General features: G+C 75.5%; 14 protein-coding genes. 12 read left to right on the top strand and 2 right to left on the bottom strand.

The window, feature by feature from the left end; translation table 11 throughout:
* Position 1: 1 nt before the first annotated feature.
* Positions 2 to 985 (bottom strand): AAA family ATPase, encoded by a 984-nt coding sequence (locus ABFX46_RS15645; RefSeq protein WP_346042845.1) that lies wholly within the window; start codon positions 983 to 985, stop codon positions 2 to 4.
* Between the two features lie 216 nt (positions 986 to 1,201).
* Between ABFX46_RS15645 and ABFX46_RS15640 the strand changes: the two genes are divergently transcribed.
* From ABFX46_RS15640 to ABFX46_RS15600, 9 genes are all read left to right on the top strand, one after another.
* On the top strand, positions 1,202 to 1,927 hold the full coding sequence (locus tag ABFX46_RS15640) for a M50 family metallopeptidase (RefSeq protein ID WP_346043189.1): 726 nt from the start codon (positions 1,202 to 1,204) through the stop codon (positions 1,925 to 1,927).
* A gap of 75 nt (positions 1,928 to 2,002) precedes the next feature.
* Positions 2,003 to 2,452: a hypothetical protein gene (locus ABFX46_RS15635; protein WP_346042844.1), complete on the top strand. Its 450-nt coding sequence runs from the start codon at positions 2,003 to 2,005 to the stop codon at positions 2,450 to 2,452.
* Between the two features lie 116 nt (positions 2,453 to 2,568).
* Positions 2,569 to 3,324, top strand: coding sequence for a DsbA family protein (locus ABFX46_RS15630; RefSeq protein ID WP_346042843.1), 756 nt, complete (start codon positions 2,569 to 2,571; stop codon positions 3,322 to 3,324).
* The gene (locus ABFX46_RS15625; RefSeq protein ID WP_346042842.1) at positions 3,321 to 4,196 is read left to right on the top strand and encodes a cytochrome c biogenesis CcdA family protein; all 876 of its coding nucleotides are present in this window, start codon (positions 3,321 to 3,323) and stop codon (positions 4,194 to 4,196) included. Before ABFX46_RS15630 ends, ABFX46_RS15625 begins: the two co-directional genes overlap by 4 nt.
* A gap of 10 nt (positions 4,197 to 4,206) precedes the next feature.
* Complete coding sequence (locus ABFX46_RS15620) at positions 4,207 to 5,523, top strand: SWIM zinc finger family protein (RefSeq protein WP_346042841.1); 1,317 nt, start codon at positions 4,207 to 4,209, stop codon at positions 5,521 to 5,523.
* The gene (locus ABFX46_RS15615; RefSeq protein WP_346042839.1) at positions 5,520 to 7,079 is read left to right on the top strand and encodes a DUF5691 domain-containing protein; all 1,560 of its coding nucleotides are present in this window, start codon (positions 5,520 to 5,522) and stop codon (positions 7,077 to 7,079) included. Before ABFX46_RS15620 ends, ABFX46_RS15615 begins: the two co-directional genes overlap by 4 nt.
* Positions 7,076 to 8,161 carry an ATP-binding protein gene (locus ABFX46_RS15610; RefSeq protein ID WP_346042837.1) on the top strand — a complete coding sequence of 362 codons (1,086 nt, stop codon included), beginning with the start codon at positions 7,076 to 7,078 and terminating at the stop codon, positions 8,159 to 8,161. The genes ABFX46_RS15615 and ABFX46_RS15610 overlap by 4 nt, the downstream gene beginning before the upstream one ends.
* Positions 8,122 to 10,437 (top strand): DUF5682 family protein, encoded by a 2,316-nt coding sequence (locus ABFX46_RS15605; RefSeq protein WP_346042836.1) that lies wholly within the window; start codon positions 8,122 to 8,124, stop codon positions 10,435 to 10,437. Before ABFX46_RS15610 ends, ABFX46_RS15605 begins: the two co-directional genes overlap by 40 nt.
* 108 nt (positions 10,438 to 10,545) lie before the next feature.
* Positions 10,546 to 11,718 (top strand): VWA domain-containing protein, encoded by a 1,173-nt coding sequence (locus tag ABFX46_RS15600; RefSeq protein WP_346042834.1) that lies wholly within the window; start codon positions 10,546 to 10,548, stop codon positions 11,716 to 11,718.
* Here the strand turns inward: ABFX46_RS15600 and ABFX46_RS15595 are convergent.
* Positions 11,713 to 13,449 (bottom strand): serine/threonine-protein kinase, encoded by a 1,737-nt coding sequence (locus ABFX46_RS15595; RefSeq protein ID WP_346042833.1) that lies wholly within the window; start codon positions 13,447 to 13,449, stop codon positions 11,713 to 11,715. The genes ABFX46_RS15600 and ABFX46_RS15595 overlap by 6 nt on opposite strands.
* A 101-nt stretch (positions 13,450 to 13,550) precedes the next feature.
* Between ABFX46_RS15595 and ABFX46_RS15590 the strand changes: the two genes are divergently transcribed.
* The 3 genes from ABFX46_RS15590 to ABFX46_RS15580 are packed head-to-tail and all read left to right on the top strand — an operon-like array spanning position 13,551 to position 16,024.
* Positions 13,551 to 14,594: a DUF6777 domain-containing protein gene (locus ABFX46_RS15590; protein ID WP_346042831.1), complete on the top strand. Its 1,044-nt coding sequence runs from the start codon at positions 13,551 to 13,553 to the stop codon at positions 14,592 to 14,594.
* Positions 14,595 to 14,621: 27 nt separating this feature from the next.
* Positions 14,622 to 15,023, top strand: a complete 402-nt coding sequence (locus ABFX46_RS15585) for an ArsR/SmtB family transcription factor (protein ID WP_346042829.1) — start codon at positions 14,622 to 14,624, stop codon at positions 15,021 to 15,023.
* Positions 15,020 to 16,024: a cation diffusion facilitator family transporter gene (locus tag ABFX46_RS15580; RefSeq protein ID WP_346042828.1), complete on the top strand. Its 1,005-nt coding sequence runs from the start codon at positions 15,020 to 15,022 to the stop codon at positions 16,022 to 16,024. The genes ABFX46_RS15585 and ABFX46_RS15580 overlap by 4 nt, the downstream gene beginning before the upstream one ends.
* The last annotated feature ends 14 nt before the right edge of the window (positions 16,025 to 16,038 follow it).

Genomic DNA, 16,038 nt, shown 5'->3' with positions numbered 1-16,038 from the left:
GCTAGACCCCGGCGGCCTGCGGCGTGGGGACGCTCTGCAGCACCTCGCCGACCACGTCGGCGCCGGTCCGGCCGCGCAGCTCGGCCTCCGGCGTCACGATCAGCCGGTGCGCGAGCACCGGCACGGCGAGCGCCTTCACGTCCTCGGGGACGAGGTAGGCGCGCCCGGCCGCCGCCGCCCGCACCCGCGCCGCCCGCAGCAGCGCGATCCCGGCCCGGGGGCTCGCGCCGAGCCGCAGGTCGGGGTGCTCGCGGGTGGCCGCGACGACCCGGACCAGGTAGTCGTGCAGCGGCGCCGCGACGTGCAGCCGCTGCGCGAAGTCGATCGCGCGGGCGAGGTCCTCGCCGCCGAGCACCGGCGGCAGCCGGTCCAGCGCCGCGCCGGTCGGCGCGCCCGCGAGCAGCGCCACCTCGGCCCGGTGGTCGGGGTAGCCCATCGAGATCCGCATGAGGAACCGGTCGAGCTGCGCCTCCGGCAGCGGATAGGTGCCGTCCATGTCCACCGGGTTCTGGGTGGCGATGACCATGAACGGGCGCGGCACCGGATGCGGGACGCCCTCCACGGTCACCCGGCGCTCCTCCATGACCTCCAGCAGCGCCGACTGCGTCTTCGGCGAGCCGCGGTTGATCTCGTCGGCGACCGCGAGGTTGGCGAAGATCGGGCCGGGGTGGAACTCGAACGCGTTCGTGCCCTGGTTGAAGATCGAGACGCCGGTGATGTCGCTCGGCAGCAGGTCGGGGGTGAACTGGATGCGCGCCCACTTCGCCTCGACCGAGGCCGCCATCGCCCGCGCGAGCGTGGTCTTGCCCACTCCGGGGACGTCCTCGACCAGCAGGTGCCCCTCGGCGAGCAGGCAGATCAGCGCCAGCTCGACCCGGTCCCGCTTGCCGCGCACGACCCGCTCCACGCTCCCGGCCAGCGCCGCGAACAGCTGCGCGAACCGCCCCGCCAGCGCGTCCGCGTCCATCCCCGCGTTCTCCGTCATCCGCCCCCGGACCCCCGTCCTGCCGACGCTCCGTCGGTGCGAAGGGCACCCTAACGGCAATACGCGGCAAAGGCGGCAAGATCCCGGAACATCACCTCGATCCGCGACGAACCGAACGCGGACGTCGTCCGCGACGTCCTACTGTTGGGCATCGCGCTGTTGGGCATCGCGACGACGGACTCCGAGGTGGACGTGGAAGACATCAGCATCGCCGACATGTGGAACCGGCTGACGGGCTCGCAGCCGGACCCGCCGCTGTGGCTGGTCGGCCTCGTCGGCCTCGTGGCGCTCGGCGCGGTGCTGCACGGCCCCACCTGGCGCGTCGCCCGCAACACCGTCACGATCGCGCACGAGGGCGGGCACGCGCTCATCGCGCTGGTCACCGGCCGCAAGCTGGACGGCATCAAGCTGCACTCCGACACCTCCGGGGTCACGGTGTCGCGCGGCAAGCCGCACGGCCCCGGCATGATCTTCACCGCGCTGGCCGGCTACATCACGCCGCCGCTGCTCGGCCTGTTCTTCGCGCTGCTCCTGGCCTGGGGCCGCATCACGCTCATGCTGTGGTTCTCCCTCGCGCTGCTGGCCGCGATGCTCGTGATGATCCGCAACGCCTACGGCGTGCTGTCGGTGGTCGCCACCGGCGCGGTCGTCTTCGCGGTGTCCTGGCTGGGCAGCGCCACCGTCCAGGCCGGGTTCGCCTACCTGGCCGCCTGGTTCCTGCTGCTCGCCGCGACCCGGCCGGTGATCGAGCTGCAGCGGATGCGCGCCCGGCACATGGCGCCGAGCTCCGACGCCGACCAGCTCGCCCACCTCACCGGCGTCCCCGGCCTCGCCTGGGTGGGGCTGTTCGCCGCGACCGCCCTGCTCGCCCTCCTCGCCGGCGGCGCGCTCCTCGTCCCCGACATCGACGTCCCCGACCTCCCGGCCCTCCCCGGTCTCTGACCTCGCTTTTGCCCCGGCCCGCCGTCGTTCGTAGGGTGAGCGCGAACCGTTCCGGAGCGGAAGAGGACCCTGACGATGGCTCGTGACGGCGTGCGCGCCGCGCGTTCGACGCGCGCCTGGGTCATCACGCTGCTGCTGCTCGTGCTCGCCGCGGCCCTGTGCACCAAGGCGCTCGGGTCGGCGGCGATGTCCCCGGCGATGTCCCCGGCGATGTCCCCGGCGATGTCCCCGGCGATGTCCCCGGCGCCGCCGAGCGGGGCGCAGGAGACCGCTGCCGCCGCGCACACTGGGGCCGCCTCGGAGCCCGATTCGGCCTTCAGCGCCGACGACGGGACGCAGTGCGCGAAGAAGCCGCCGTCCACCGAGACGCAGACCGCGCCGCAGCCGGCCGACACCGCGGCGGCGCACGCCATCGCGGAACCGGACGTGCCGCGCCGGGCGCCTGCCCAGCGGTCCGTGGACGTGCGCGCGGGGCCCGCTCCGCCCGCTCCCAGACACCTCCTCCTCTCCATCCTGCGGATCTAGACCGCTCCCGCCGCGGCGCACCGCGTTCCCGCCGTGCGCCGTACACGGACGTCCTTCTCCGGGCCCGGCCCCGCCGCCCGCCCGGCCCTTCGTCTTTCGTTGTCGGGAGCATCACCATGTCCGAAAGCACCTCACCCCGCAGGAACCGGCTCGTCATCGCGGTCGCGGGGACCGTCCTCGCCGGCTCGCTCGGCCTCGGCGCCGTCTCGCTGGCCTCCGGCGGAGACGACCGGCCGGCCGGGGCACCCGCCGCGTCGTCCAGCGCGTCGTCCAGCGCATCGCCCTCGCCGTCCGAGGACGCCGTCAAGCTGCCGGACCAGGCGCGCCGCGAAGCGGGCGACCCGCGCGCCCTGGGACGCGCGGACGCCCCGGTCGTCCTGGTCGAGTACGCCGACTTCCAGTGCCCGTTCTGCGGGAAGTTCGCCCGCGACGTCCAGCCGAAACTGATGAAGTACGTCGACGACGGCACGCTGCGCGTCGAATGGCGGGACTTCCCGATCTTCGGCGCGGAGTCGGAGGCGGCGGCGCGGGCCGGCCGGGCCGCCGCGTCGCAGGGCCGGTTCTGGGAGTTCCACCGCGTCGCCTACGGCGAGGACCGCAAGCGCAACAGCGGCGCGTTCGCCACCGAGCGGCTCGTCGCGATGGCCCGGGAGGCGGGCGTGCCCGACCTCGCCCGGTTCCGCGCGGACATCGACGGCGCGGCGGCGCGCGAGGCCGTCCGGCGCGACTCCGACGAGGGGTACGGGCTCGGCGTCCCGAGCACCCCCGCGTTCCTCGTCAACGGGCAGCCGGTGCTGGGCGCGCAGCCGTACGGCGCGTTCGAGGCCGCCATCGAGCGGGCCGCCGAGATCGCGAAGAAGGAGGGGCAGTGACCGACGTCGGCATCGCCGCCGCCTTCCTCGGCGGGCTCCTCGCGCTGCTGAGCCCGTGCAGCGCGCTCCTGCTGCCCGCGTTCTTCGCCTACGCGTTCGGCAGTAAGGTGCAGCTCCTCGGCCGCACGCTCGTCTTCTACCTGGGGCTGTGCACGACGCTGGTGCCGCTCGGCGCGGCCGGGTCGATCGTGGGACGGGTGTTCTACGGCCACCGGGACCTGGTGGTGGCGGTCGGAGGGTGGACGGTCGTCGTCCTCGGCGTCGCGCAGATCCTCGGCCTGGGGTTCGCGTCCCGGCGCATCCAGGACGCGGCGGCGCGGATCAGGCCCGGGTCGTCCTGGACCGTCTACCTGCTCGGGACGGTGTACGGGCTGGCGGGGTTCTGCGCCGGGCCGGTGCTCGGCAGCGTCCTGACGATCTCCGCGGTCGGCGGCCACCCCTGGTACGGGGCCGCGCTGCTGGCGGTGTACGCGTTCGGCATGGCGTTCCCGATGTTCCTGCTCGCCCTGTCCTGGGACCGCCTCCGCCTCGGCGGGCGGCGCTGGCTGCGCGGGCGGGCGTTCCGGGTCGGGCGCCTCGACCTGCACACGAACTCGCTGGTGTCGGGGCTGTTCTTCGTCCTGCTCGGGGCGCTGTTCCTGGTGTTCGACGGGACGTCGGCGCTGCCGTCCGTCCTGGACGTCGACACCGAGTTCCGGGCGCAGCAGTGGGTGGGCAGGGCCGCGTCCGGCGTCTCGAACGCGGCCGTGCTGCTGTTCCTGGCGGCGGCCGTCGCCGCCGGGGTGCTGGTCGCGCAGCTCCGCCGCCCGTCCGGCCGGGAACGGGAGGACGTGCAGGATCATCACGCGGAGAATGTCGGAGGGGGCGGATAGTTTCGACAGTGTGATCGAGCGATGGGGGCGGGAGCAGGTGCTGGGCCTCGCGCCGGACGCCTCGTCCGCGAAGGCCGCCGGCGGGGTCGCCAAGCCCGGGAAGTGGGGCGGCACCGGGTGCGACGACGAGGCCGTCTGGGGCGAGTGCCAGGGCAGCGGCACGTCCGTGTACCGGACGGCCGCCGACCTGACCGAGCCCGCGTTCCGGTGCACCTGCCCCAGCCGCAAGTTCCCCTGCAAGCACGCCCTCGGGCTGCTGCTGCTGTGGGCCGACTCGGCGGTCGACGGCGGGCCGCGCCCCGGGTGGGTCGCCGAGTGGATCGAGGAGCGGCGCGAGCGGGCCGGGCGGGCGGCGGAGCGGCGGGCCTCGGCGGCGTCGGCGGGCTCGTCGGCGGGCAGGGCACGCGATCCGAAGACCGCCGAGCGGCGGGAGCGGCGGGTCGACGACGGCCTCGCCGAGCTCGACCAGTGGCTCCGCGACCAGGTCGCGCACGGGCTCGCGCAGGCGGAGAAGGCGCCCTACCGGCTGTGGGACGACGCGGCGCGGCGGCTCGTCGACGCGCAGGCGGGCGCGCTCGCGGGGCAGGTCAGGGCGCTCGCGGCGATCCCGCGCCGGCCGGGGTGGCCCGACCGGCTGCTGGAGGAGTACGCGCTGCTGCGGCTGCTCGTCCGCGCGCATCGGCGGCGGGACGCGCTGCCCGAGGGGCTGCGCGGCACCGTCCGGTCGCGGGTCGGGTTCACCGTCCCGCAGGAGGAGGTCCTGTCGGGCGGGGAGCGGGTCCGCGACCGGTGGTCGGTGATCGGGTCGCGCGACACCGCGCAGGATCTGCTGACCACGCGGCGGGTATGGCTGCGGGGGCGGGGGGCGGGCCGTCCCGCGCTGGTGCTGTCCTTCGCGGCGCCCGGCACCTCGCTGGACGCGTCGCTGGTCGTGGGGACGGAGGTCGATGCGGAACTCGCGTTCTATCCGGGGTCTCAGCCGTTGCGGGCCCTGGTCGCCGAGCGGTACGGGCCCGCCGCGCCGGGGGCTCCGGAGGGGACGTCCGTGCGAGGGTTCCTGGACGAGCACGCGGCGGCGCTGGCACGCGATCCCTGGCTCGACCGCTGGCCGGTGGCGCTGGCCGGCGTCCGCCTGGCGCGGTCGGAGGGAGGCGACCTGTCCGTGATCGACGAGGCCGGCGACGCGCTGCCGCTGCGGACGGCGGATCCGTGGCGGCTGCTCGCACTGTCGGGCGGCGGGGCGGTCACGCTGGCCGGGGAGTGGAGCCCGCGCGGCCTGCATCCGCTGGCGGCCTGGCACGACGTCGAAGGGGCGGTGGTCCTGTGAGCGCGTGGAGCGAGCACGTCACGGCGGCGCTGCTCGGCACCGAGCGGCGGGATCCGCCCGCCCTGCCCGAGGCCCCGGCGGAGGCGGGCGACCGGGCGGGCCGGCTGCTCGACCAGGCCGCGCTGCTGGCCGTCCGGCGGCGGGCCGGGCGGGTGCCGCCGGGTGCGGCGCCCGAGCCGGTGGCGCTCGCCCCGGTCGAGGACGCCCCGGTCGTGCCGCGGGCGGCGGCGGCGCGGCTGCGGCGGATCCTGGGCGGTGAGCAGATCAGGGTGCTGCCCGAATGGCTGGACGCGGCGGCGGAGCACGGCTTCCGGGTCCCCGCGCAGACGCTGCCCGACCTGCTGGAGCGCGGCCGCGGCGACCGGATGCTGCGGCCGTCGATCGCGCGGGCGTCCGGGCGGCGCGGCGTGTGGCTCGCCCTGCAGAACACCGACTGGGCGTACCTGGTCGGCGCCGGCGACGATCCGGGCGGCGGCCCCGAGGTGTGGGAGACCGGGACGCGCAACCGGCGGGTGGCCTACCTGACCATGCTGCGGAACACCGAGCCCGAGCGCGCGCGGGAGCTGCTCCGCGAGACGTGGGCGAAGGAGCCCGCGCCCGACCGCGCCGCCTTCCTCGCCACGTTCGAGCACGGGCTGTCGCCGGGCGACGAGGAGTTCCTGGAGGCCGCCCTCGAGGACCGCGGCAAGGACGTCCGGCAGATCGCCTCCGACCTGCTCGCCCGCGTGCCCGGCTCGGCCTACGGGGCGCGGATGGCGGCGCGGGCCCGCGGCTGCCTGGCACCGGTGGTCCGCACCGTGCGGGGGCGCCGGCGGACCTGGATCCAGGTGGAGCCGCCGCATGCCCACGACGAGGACATAGCCCGCGACGGCGTCCCGTTCCATCCGAGCGGGTCGTTCGCGCCGCGCGGCGCGGGCGGGCCGGTGGGCACGCGGGCGGCGTGGCTGCGCGAGATCCTCGCCCGCACCCCGCTGTCCACGTGGACGGAGCTGTTCGCGCTGCCGCCCATGGAGATCGTGTGCCTGCCCATCGGCACGGCCGCCGGGGAGCCGTCCCGCCAGGGCGAGCCGGTCTCCGAGTCCGACGGGCGCGACGTCCACATCGGGTGGGCGAAGGCCGCGCACGCCCAGCACGACGGCGCATGGGCGCGGGCCCTGCTCAAGGGCGGCGTCATGGTCGACGAGCCGGACGCGCTCGCCGACCTGCTGTCCGTGCTGCCCGCGGGCGAGCGCGACGCGGCGGCGGCCGACCTGATCCGCTGGGTGCAGGGGCGCTCCGACCTGCTGCGCGTCCTCGAACGGGTCCCCGGGCCGTGGACGGGGCCGCTCGCGGCGACGGTCGTGGCGACGCTCACCGCGTCCGCCGAACGGCCCACGCAGCGCGACGACCACCTGGTCACGCAGCTGTGCCGGCTCGCCGACCAGCGGCTCGACCCGGCGGCCGCGGCCCGCCTCGACCCGCTGGCCGCGCGCGGCGACGCCGTCCCGCGCGCCGTCACCGACATGATCGCCACCCTGCGTTTCCGCGACGAGATGCTGAAGGAGCTGACCCCTTGACCGAGAACGCGGTACTGCGTCCGCACGCCGAGCAGGAGTACGCGGGCGAGCTGGCGCGGCTGGCCGAGCACGACGACCGGCCCCGGCCGCCCGGCTGGCGGCTGTCGCCGTGGGCCGTCACCACGTACCTGCTCGGCGGCGACCTCCCGGACGGGACGGCGATCACCCCCAAGTACGTGGGGCCGCGCCGGCTGATGGAGGTCGCGGTCGCGACCCTCGCGACCGACCGGGCGCTGCTGCTGCTCGGCGTCCCCGGGACGGCGAAGACGTGGGTGTCGGAGCACCTCGCCGCCGCCGTCAGCGGCGACTCGACGCTGCTCGTCCAGGGGACGGCCGGCACGGCGGAGGAGGCCATCCGCTACGGGTGGAACTACGCGCGGCTGCTCGCCGAGGGGCCGTCGGAGCAGGCGCTGGTGGAGAGCCCGCTGATGCGGGCGATGCGGCGCGGCCAGGTCGCCCGCATCGAGGAGCTGACCCGGATGCCGTCCGACGTCCAGGACACCCTCATCACCGTCCTGTCGGAGAAGACGCTGCCGGTCCCGGAGCTGAACACCGAGGTGCAGGCCCGCAAGGGCTTCACGGTGATCGCGACGGCGAACGACCGCGACCGGGGCGTGAACGAGCTGTCCAGCGCGCTGCGCCGCCGGTTCAACACGGTCGTACTGCCGCTGCCGGAGACCGCCGAGGACGAGGTCGGCATCGTCGCCCGCCGCGTCGACCAGATCGGCGCCGGGCTGGAGCTGCCGGAGTCCCCGGCGGGGCTGGAGGAGATCCGCCGCGTCGTCACCGTGTTCCGCGAGCTGCGCTCCGGCGCCACCGCCGACGGGCGCACCAAGCTGAAGTCGCCGAGCGGGACGCTCAGCACCGCCGAGGCCATCTCCGTGGTCACCAGCGGGCTGGCGCTCGCCGCGCACTTCGGCGACGGGGTGCTGCGCGCCGCCGACGTCGCGGGCGGCATCGTCGGCGCCGTCGTGCAGGACCCGGTGTCCGACCGGGTCGTGTGGCAGGAGTACCTGGAGGCCGTCGTCCGCGACCGCCCGGAATGGCGGGACTTCTACCGCGCCTGCCGGGAGGTGTCTTGAGCCACGTCGAGGTCTACGGGATCCGCCACCACGGGCCCGGCTCGGCGCGGGCGCTGCGCGGCGCCCTGGAGGAGTTCAAGCCGGACGCGGTACTGATCGAGGGGCCGCCCGAGGCCGACCCGATCGTGGCGCTCGCCGGCGACGCGGGGATGGTGCCGCCGGTCGCGCTGCTCGCCTACTCCCCCGCCCCGGGCCCCGCCTCCGGGGACGGCGGCCGCAAGGCCGCGTTCTGGCCGTTCGCCGAGTTCAGCCCGGAATGGCAGGCGATCCGGTACGGGCTGGGCGCCGGGGTGCCGGTCCGGTTCTGCGACCTGCCGGCGGCGAACCAGCTCGTCCCGTCCGCCGACGGCGAGGCCCCGGACGGCGAGGAGCCGGACGGAGAGGGGCCGGGCGGAGAGGAGCCGGCTGCGGAGGGGATCCGGCTCGATCCGCTCGGGTGGCTGGCGAAGGCCGCCGGCTACGACGACGCCGAACGCTGGTGGGACGACGTGGTCGAGCACCGCGGCGGCGGGCCGTCCCCGTTCCCGGCGATCGCGGAGGCGATGACCGAGCTGCGCGCGCAACTGGCGGAGGACGCGCCCGCCGGCCACCGGCTGCGGGAGGAGCAGCGCGAGGCCCACATGCGGCGGACGCTGCGCCGCACCCTCAAGGAGGGCCACGACCGGGTCGCGGTGGTGTGCGGCGCGTGGCACGTGCCCGCCCTGCGGGCCAAGGTCCCGGCGGCCCACGACGACCGGACGCTGCGCGGGCTGCCGAAGACGAAGGTCGCCATGACCTGGGTCCCGTGGACGCACGGCCGGCTCGCCGGGCACTCCGGCTACGGCGCGGGCGTCCGCTCCCCCGGCTGGTACCACCACCTGTTCACGGCGCGGGACCGTCCGATCGAGCGGTGGCTGACGGCCGCCGCCCGCGTCCTGCGCGAGGAGGACCTGCACGTCTCGTCCGCGCACGTGATCGAGGCCGTGCGGCTCGCCGAGGCCCTCGCCGCGCTGCGCGGCCGTCCCCTCGCCGGGCTGGAGGAGGTGACCGAGGCGACCCGCGCCGTCCTGTGCGAGGGCGCCGACCTGCCGGTCGAGCTGATCCAGCGGCGCATGGTCGTCGGGGAGCGGCTCGGCGCCGTCCCCGACCGCACCCCGATGGTGCCGCTCCAGCGCGACCTGCAGGCCGAGCAGCGGCGGCTGCGGCTCAAGCCGTCCGCGCTCGGCAAGGAGCACGACCTCGACCTGCGCAAGCCCACCGACCTGGAGCGCAGCCGCCTGCTGCACCGCCTCCGCCTCCTGGACGTCGACTGGGGCGTGCCCGCCGACACCGGCCGCTCCAAGGGCACCTTCCGCGAGACGTGGACGCTCGTGTGGCGGCCCGAGTTCGACGTCGAGCTGATCGAGGCGAGCGCGTGGGGCACCACCGTCCGCGGCGCGACCGCGGCCCGCGCCGAGGCGCTGGCCGAGCAGGCCACCGCCCTCGCCGACCTGACGTCGGTGGCCGAGCGCTGCCTGCTCGCCGACCTCGGCGAGGCGCTCCCCACCGTCATGCGCGCCCTCGCCGACCGCGCCGCCGTCGACACCGACGTCGCGCACCTGATGGCGGCGATGCCGGCCCTCGTCCGCGCGCTGCGCTACGGCGACGTCCGCGGCACCTCCACCGGTCCGCTGCGTACGGTCGTCGACGGCCTGGTCGTCCGCGTCTGCGTCGGCCTGCCGCCCGCCCTCACCGGCCTGGACGACGACGCCGCCCGCAAGTTCCTCGCCCACGTCGACGCGGTGCACGGCGCGCTGTCCCTGCTCGCCGACGACGGCCACCTCGAACGCTGGCGCCGCGCGCTGGAGGGCCTCCTCGCCCGCCCGGACGCCCTGCACGGCCTCATCGAGGGCCGCCTGACCCGCCTCCTGCTCGACGCCGGCCGGCTCGACGACGTCCCCGACCGGATGGCGCGGGCCGTGTCCGCCGGCGCCGCCCCCGACCGCGCCGCCGCCTGGGTCGAGGGCTTCCTGTCCGGCGGCGCGCTGCTCCTCCTGCACGACGCGGCCCTCCTCCGCCTCGTCGACGCCTGGATCGCGGGCCTGCCCGCCGGCTCCTTCACCGACGTCCTGCCCCTCCTGCGCCGCACCTTCGGCGCCTACTCGTCCGCCGAGCGCCGCGCCATCGGCGAGCAACTCCGCCGCCGCCCCGGCTCCCCCGAGGCCGCACCGGACCGCCCCGAAGAGGAGATGGACGAAACCCGCGCCGCCCCCGCCGCCGCCACGACCCTCCAGATCCTGGGCTGGCCGACCCCATGACGACACCCCCCAGCCGCCTTCGGCTGCACGAACCGCCGGCCGGAGCACGGCCGGGTTCGGCGGGGACGAGCGAGCGCGGTTCCGGACGCGCATGGAAGGAGTCTCGGCGTGAGCGGTGACAGCGTGGACGATCGGCTGCGGCGTTGGCGGCTGGTGCTCGGCGGTGAGCGGGCCGACGGGACGGGGGTGTCGCTCACCGGGGACGACGCCCGGATGGACGGGGCGCTGGAGAAGCTGTACGGCGGCGGGTCCGACGAGGGGCGGTCGCGGCCCGGCCGCCGCAGCGCCGGGCTCGGCGACTCGGCGCCCTCGGTGGCGCGGTGGCTCGGCGACATCCGCGAGTACTTCCCGTCCAGCGTCGTGCAGGTGATGCAGAAGGACGCGATCGAGCGGCTCGACCTCACCCGGCTGCTGCTGGAGCCGGAGATGCTGGACGCCGTCGAACCCGACGTGCACCTGGTCGGGACGCTCCTGTCGCTGAACCGCGTGATGCCCGACCGGGCGCGGGAGTCGGCCCGCGCGGTGGTGCGCACGGTCGTCCGCGACCTGGAGCGCCGGCTCGCGCAGAAGACGCGGTCGGCGGTCGGCGGCGCGCTCGACCGGTCGGCGCGGGTGCTGCGCCCGAGGCGGCTCGCCGACGTCGACTGGGAGCGGACGATCCGCGCCAACCTGCGGCACTACCTGCCCGAGCACGGCACCCTCGTCCCGGAGAGGCTGATCGGGTACGGGCGGCGGCGGCAGGCCGTCAAGCGGGACGTGGTCCTCGCCATCGACCAGAGCGGCTCGATGGCGGCGTCGGTGGTGTACGCGAGCGTGTTCGGGGCGGTGCTCGCCTCGATGCGGTCGCTGCGGACGTCCCTGGTCGTGTTCGACACCAACGTGGTCGACCTCACCGACCAGCTGCACGACCCGGTGGAGGTGCTGTTCGGCACCCAGCTCGGCGGCGGCACCGACATCAACCGGGCCATCGCGTACTGCCAGGGCCTCGTCACCCGTCCGAACGACACGATCATGGTGCTGATCAGCGACCTGTACGAGGGCGGCATCCGCGACGAGATGCTGCGCCGGGTCGCGGCCCTCACCGCCGCGGGCGTCCAGGTGGTGGTGCTGCTCGCCCTGTCGGACGAGGGCGCGCCCGCCTACGACCACGACAACGCGGCGGCGCTGGCCGCGATGGGCGTCCCGGCGTTCGCCTGCACCCCGGACGCGTTCCCGGAGCTGATGGCCGCCGCGATCGAGCGCCGCGACCTCAGGGAATGGTCCGAGCGGAACACCTCATGACCGCGACAGCCCCCGCGCCAGCAAGACCACCACGACCGCGGTCAGGACGGCGTGCCCGGCCAGCGCGGACGCCTGCACCTGCACCAGCGCCCCCCAGGCCCCCCACATGGCCACGCGCACGACACGCGCCGCCAGCACCGTCCAGGCCGCGCTCCGCGACCCCCGCCACGCGAGGATCACCGCCACCAACGTGACCACGGCGACGACCGCGAACGACGAGGCCACGACCGGCAGCAGCCCACCCCGATGCCCCTCGGAAAGCCCCGGCCGAGCAATGAGGATCGCGAGAGCAGCGACATCCAGAGCGGCAAGCACCCCAGCGAGAACAAGCCCCCCGGCAAGAGCGGCCCCCCGCCGCAACCGCCTCGCCCCACCGCCATAGGGCGCCGTGCCCGGACCAGCAGGGCCACCCGCACCGCCGGGCGCATCGCCGTGAGGGGCCGTGGCCGGATCGGCTGCCGTTCCTGCACCTTGCGCCGAGCCAGGAGGACTACCCGCACTCCAGGCCCACCCCTGCTGTACTCCGGGGTTGAACGCCGCGCCGGCCTCGCCGTAGGGCGCCGTGCCCGGGTCGGGGCCCGGTTCAGCTGCTGTGGCCGGGGCTTGCGCCGGGTCGGAAGGGGCACCCGCGCTCCAGCCCCGCCCTGGCTGCACACCAGGGGCGAACGCCGCGCCGGCACCGCCCGCCGCGCTGCCATAGGGCATCGTGCCACGGTCGACTGCGGTGGCCGGGGCCTGCGCCGGGTCGGAAGGGCCGTCCGCGCTCCAGCCTCGTTCGTGGTGCACGCCCGGGTTGAGTGCCGTGTCGGCGGCGTCGGGGGCCTCGTGGTGGAGGGTCGGGCCGGAGTCGGCTGGTGCGGCTGGATTCTGCGCGGGGACGGCAGGGGGTGCGGGCTTGGCGGCCGTTCGCGGGGTGCGGTGGCCCAGGAGCCAGAGGAGGACCTCTTCCGAGGTGGGGCGGGTGGACGGGTCCTTGGAGAGGCAGGCGGCGGCCACTTCGGCCAGGGGGGCGGGCAGGGGGCTCAGGTCGGGGGTCTCGTGCATGATCTTGTACATGACGGCGGGGAGGGGACCGCCGGCGAAGGGGTCGCGGGCGGTGGCGGCGAAGAGGAGGGTGCCCGCCCAGGCGAACAGGTCGGCGGCGGGGCCGGCGCGGCCCGCGAACTGCTCGGGCGCCATGTAGGCGGGGGTTCCCACGACCTGGCTGGTCAGGGTGGCGCCGGCGTCGAAGGCGCGGGCGATGCCGAAGTCGATCACGCGGGGGCCGTCCGGGCCCATCAGGACGTTCTGCGGCTTGAAGTCGCGGTGCGCGACGTTCGCGCGGTGGATCGCGGACAGGGCCGTCACCGAGCTGATCGCCAGGCGGTCGAGGTCGGCGCCGGTGCGGGGGCCGCGGTCCTGGACGAGGGCACGCAGGGACGGCCCCGGCACGTACTCGCTGACGATGTAGGGGCGGTCGCCCGCCATGTCGGCGGCGAGCATCTGCGCGGTGCAGAACCCCGCGACGCGCTGGAGGAGGGCCAGCTCGCGGACGAAGCGCTCGCGCGCGCCGGCGTCGCCCAGCAGCCGGGCGTGGAGGAGCTTGACGGCCACCCGGGACGGCCGCGCGTCCGGGTCGAGCGGGCGGCCCAGGTACACCATGCCCTGGCCGCCGGTGCCGAGGCGGGCGAGCAGCTCCCAGCCGCCGAGCCTCGCCGGGTCGGAGGTGTCGAGGGGAATCGGGCCCGCCATTTCGCACCCCCGCGAAAAAGTCAGCATTCCGCCGCGCACAAATCCGCTCCGCCCGGCATCGAAGAGTATAGGTTCGGCCGGTCCGGAGCGGGAGTAGACGCATGTTCGAGATCCATTCGCCATTTGCCCGGCCGCGGGCCGCCGCGGGGGCGGTCGCGGCGCTCGCGCTGGCGGCGGGCGCGCTGGCCGGCTGCGGGGACGCGGGCGCCGCCATCACCCGGCTGACCGTGGGGTCGCCGGGGCCCGACCCGTACACGCTGGTGGCCGGCACCGACACGATGGACGTCAAGGAGCGTCCCGCGGCGGGCGGGACGAAGGACGGCGACTCCCCCGGCCTGTACGGCGGGACGCGCCGGGCGTCGAGCTGCGACCAGCAGAAGCTCATCGCGTTCCTGCAGGCCAACCCCGATAAGGCGCGGGCGTGGGCGCAGGTGCAGGGCATCCCGGTGAGCGACATCCCGCGCTATGTGTCGCGGCTGACGCCGGTGCTGCTGCGCACCGACACGCTGGTGACCAACCACGGCTACCACGACGGGAGGGCCACGAGCGGGCCCGCCGTGCTGCAGGCCGGAATGGGCGTCCTGGTCAATGGTTACGGTGTGCCTGCGGTGAAGTGCAATTGCGGTAATCCGCTGACCCCGCCGGAGAAAAAGATCTCCACCGGGAACGCGTCCTACACTGGCCGGTCCTGGCCGGGATTCGAGAAGCGGAATGTCACGAAGATCCGGCCGCGGGATTCCCGGAAGGGAACGATCGTCACCTTCGTCCTCGTCGACCCGGGGGCGACGATGGGGTTCGAGCGGCCCCACGCGACCGGCGGCGAGTCGGACGGGCCGCCCACCGCGCTGCCGGCCACCGAGACGGAGACCACCGCGAGCGACTCGCCCGCGCCGTCCGAGTCCGGGCTGGACTCGCCGAGCGCCGAGTCGCCCGCGCCGGAGTCACCGGGCCTGGAGTCGCCCGCGAACCCGGCGACCGGGTCCTCCCCCGGCACCGAGTCGCCCGCGCCCGGAACGTCGGGGTCGCCGGGCGTGACGCCGGACGATCCGGGTACGGGCACCGGCGGGATGGAGCAGCCGGAGGACGAGCCGCACACCCCGATCTCGCTGCCGCCGTCCGAGGAGCCGGCCCCCCAGATCTCCTAGTCCCGGCCGTACGCTACATTTGCTCATATGAGCAGTGCTTCAGATGTCGCGCCCGCCGAGGCGGCCGCCGACGCGTGCGCCGTCCGGGTGGTCGACCCGGAGAAGGTCGCCATGGTCACCGCCGCGCTCCCGGGCGCGGAGACGATCACCGAGCTGGCGCAGGTGTTCGGGCTGCTGTCCGACCCCGGCCGGCTGCGGGTGATCATCGCGCTGCTCGAAGGGGGCGAGATGTGCGTGTGCGACATCGCCGCGTCCTGCGGGCACTCGGAGTCGGCGGTCTCGCACGCGCTGCGCCTGCTGCGCGCCAACCGCGTCGTCCGGGTCCGCCGGGCGGGCCGGATGGCCTACTACCGGCTGGACGACTCGCACGTCCGGATGCTGCTCGACCTCGCCCTCACCCACATCGGCCACGGGGAGGAAGGCTCATGATCGGGGACGGCCGGGACCACAAGGCCGGGCACGGGCACGGCCATGGCCACGGCCACGCCATCACGGCGGGGGCCGACCGGCGGCTGCTGTCCGGCGCGCTGGCGCTCATCCTCGCGTTCATGGCGGTCGAGGTCGTCATCGGCCTGGTCTCCGGCTCGCTGGCGCTGATCTCCGACGCGGCGCACATGATGACCGACGCGTTCGCGATCGCGCTGGCGCTGGTCGCGATGCGCATCGCGGCGCGCCCGCCGAAGGGCGGCTACACGTTCGGGCTGCGCCGCGCGGAGATCCTGTCCGCGCAGCTGAACGGGCTGACGCTGATCCTGCTGGCGGCGTACTTCGTCTACGAGGGCGTCCGCCGGCTGATCGACCCGCCGCCCGTCGAGGGCCAGTTCGTGTTCTGGACGGCCCTCGCCGGCATCGCCGTCAACGTCGCGGCGACCTACCTGATCAGCCGCGCGGACCGGAGCAGCCTGAACGTCGAGGGCGCGTTCCAGCACATCCTCAACGACCTGTTCGCGTTCATCGCGACGGCGGTGGCCGGCCTCGTCGTCTGGACGACGGGGCTGTCCCGCGCCGACGCGGTCGCCTCGCTGGTGGTGGCGGCGCTGATGGTCAAGGCCGGGTACGGGCTGCTGCGGGACGCGGGCCGGGTGCTCATGGAGGCGGCGCCGGCGGGCGTCGACCCGTCCGAGCTCGGCGCCCGGCTGGCCCGCCGCCCCTGCGTGGAGGAGGTCCACGACCTGCACGTGTGGGAGGTCAGCTCCGGCTACCCGGCGCTGTCGGCGCACGTGCTCGTCGACACGCAGGGCGACTGCCACGCCGTCCGCCGCGATCTCCAGGAGCTGCTGCGGGAGGCGTACGGGATCACGCACACGACGCTGGAGGTCGACCACGTGGCCGGGCCCGCGCACGTCCACTGCGAGGACGCCCACGGCCCCCGCCACATGGCGGCGGGGGAGCCCCACGACCACGCGGGCAACTCCCCCTGCGACCACTGACCCCGTTGACCTGC

Origin of the sequence: Actinomadura chokoriensis (assembly GCF_039529475.1) — a bacterium.
In the GTDB taxonomy this organism is placed as follows: domain Bacteria; phylum Actinomycetota; class Actinomycetes; order Streptosporangiales; family Streptosporangiaceae; genus Spirillospora; species Spirillospora bangladeshensis.
Note: the sequence above shows the minus strand (reverse complement) of the source record. Positions and strands in the feature narration are given on the sequence as shown.

Coding starts and splice junctions, on each gene's coding strand:
- ABFX46_RS15645 (WP_346042845.1), bottom strand. CDS start 985: ATGACGGAGAACGCGGGGATGGACGCGGACGCGCTGGCGGGGCGGTTC.
- ABFX46_RS15640 (WP_346043189.1), top strand. CDS start 1,202: ATGTGGAACCGGCTGACGGGCTCGCAGCCGGACCCGCCGCTGTGGCTG.
- ABFX46_RS15635 (WP_346042844.1), top strand. CDS start 2,003: ATGGCTCGTGACGGCGTGCGCGCCGCGCGTTCGACGCGCGCCTGGGTC.
- ABFX46_RS15630 (WP_346042843.1), top strand. CDS start 2,569: ATGTCCGAAAGCACCTCACCCCGCAGGAACCGGCTCGTCATCGCGGTC.
- ABFX46_RS15605 (WP_346042836.1), top strand. CDS start 8,122: ATGGCGGGACTTCTACCGCGCCTGCCGGGAGGTGTCTTGAGCCACGTC.
- ABFX46_RS15595 (WP_346042833.1), bottom strand. CDS start 13,449: ATGGCGGGCCCGATTCCCCTCGACACCTCCGACCCGGCGAGGCTCGGC.
- ABFX46_RS15590 (WP_346042831.1), top strand. CDS start 13,551: ATGTTCGAGATCCATTCGCCATTTGCCCGGCCGCGGGCCGCCGCGGGG.
- ABFX46_RS15585 (WP_346042829.1), top strand. CDS start 14,622: ATGAGCAGTGCTTCAGATGTCGCGCCCGCCGAGGCGGCCGCCGACGCG.
- ABFX46_RS15580 (WP_346042828.1), top strand. CDS start 15,020: ATGATCGGGGACGGCCGGGACCACAAGGCCGGGCACGGGCACGGCCAT.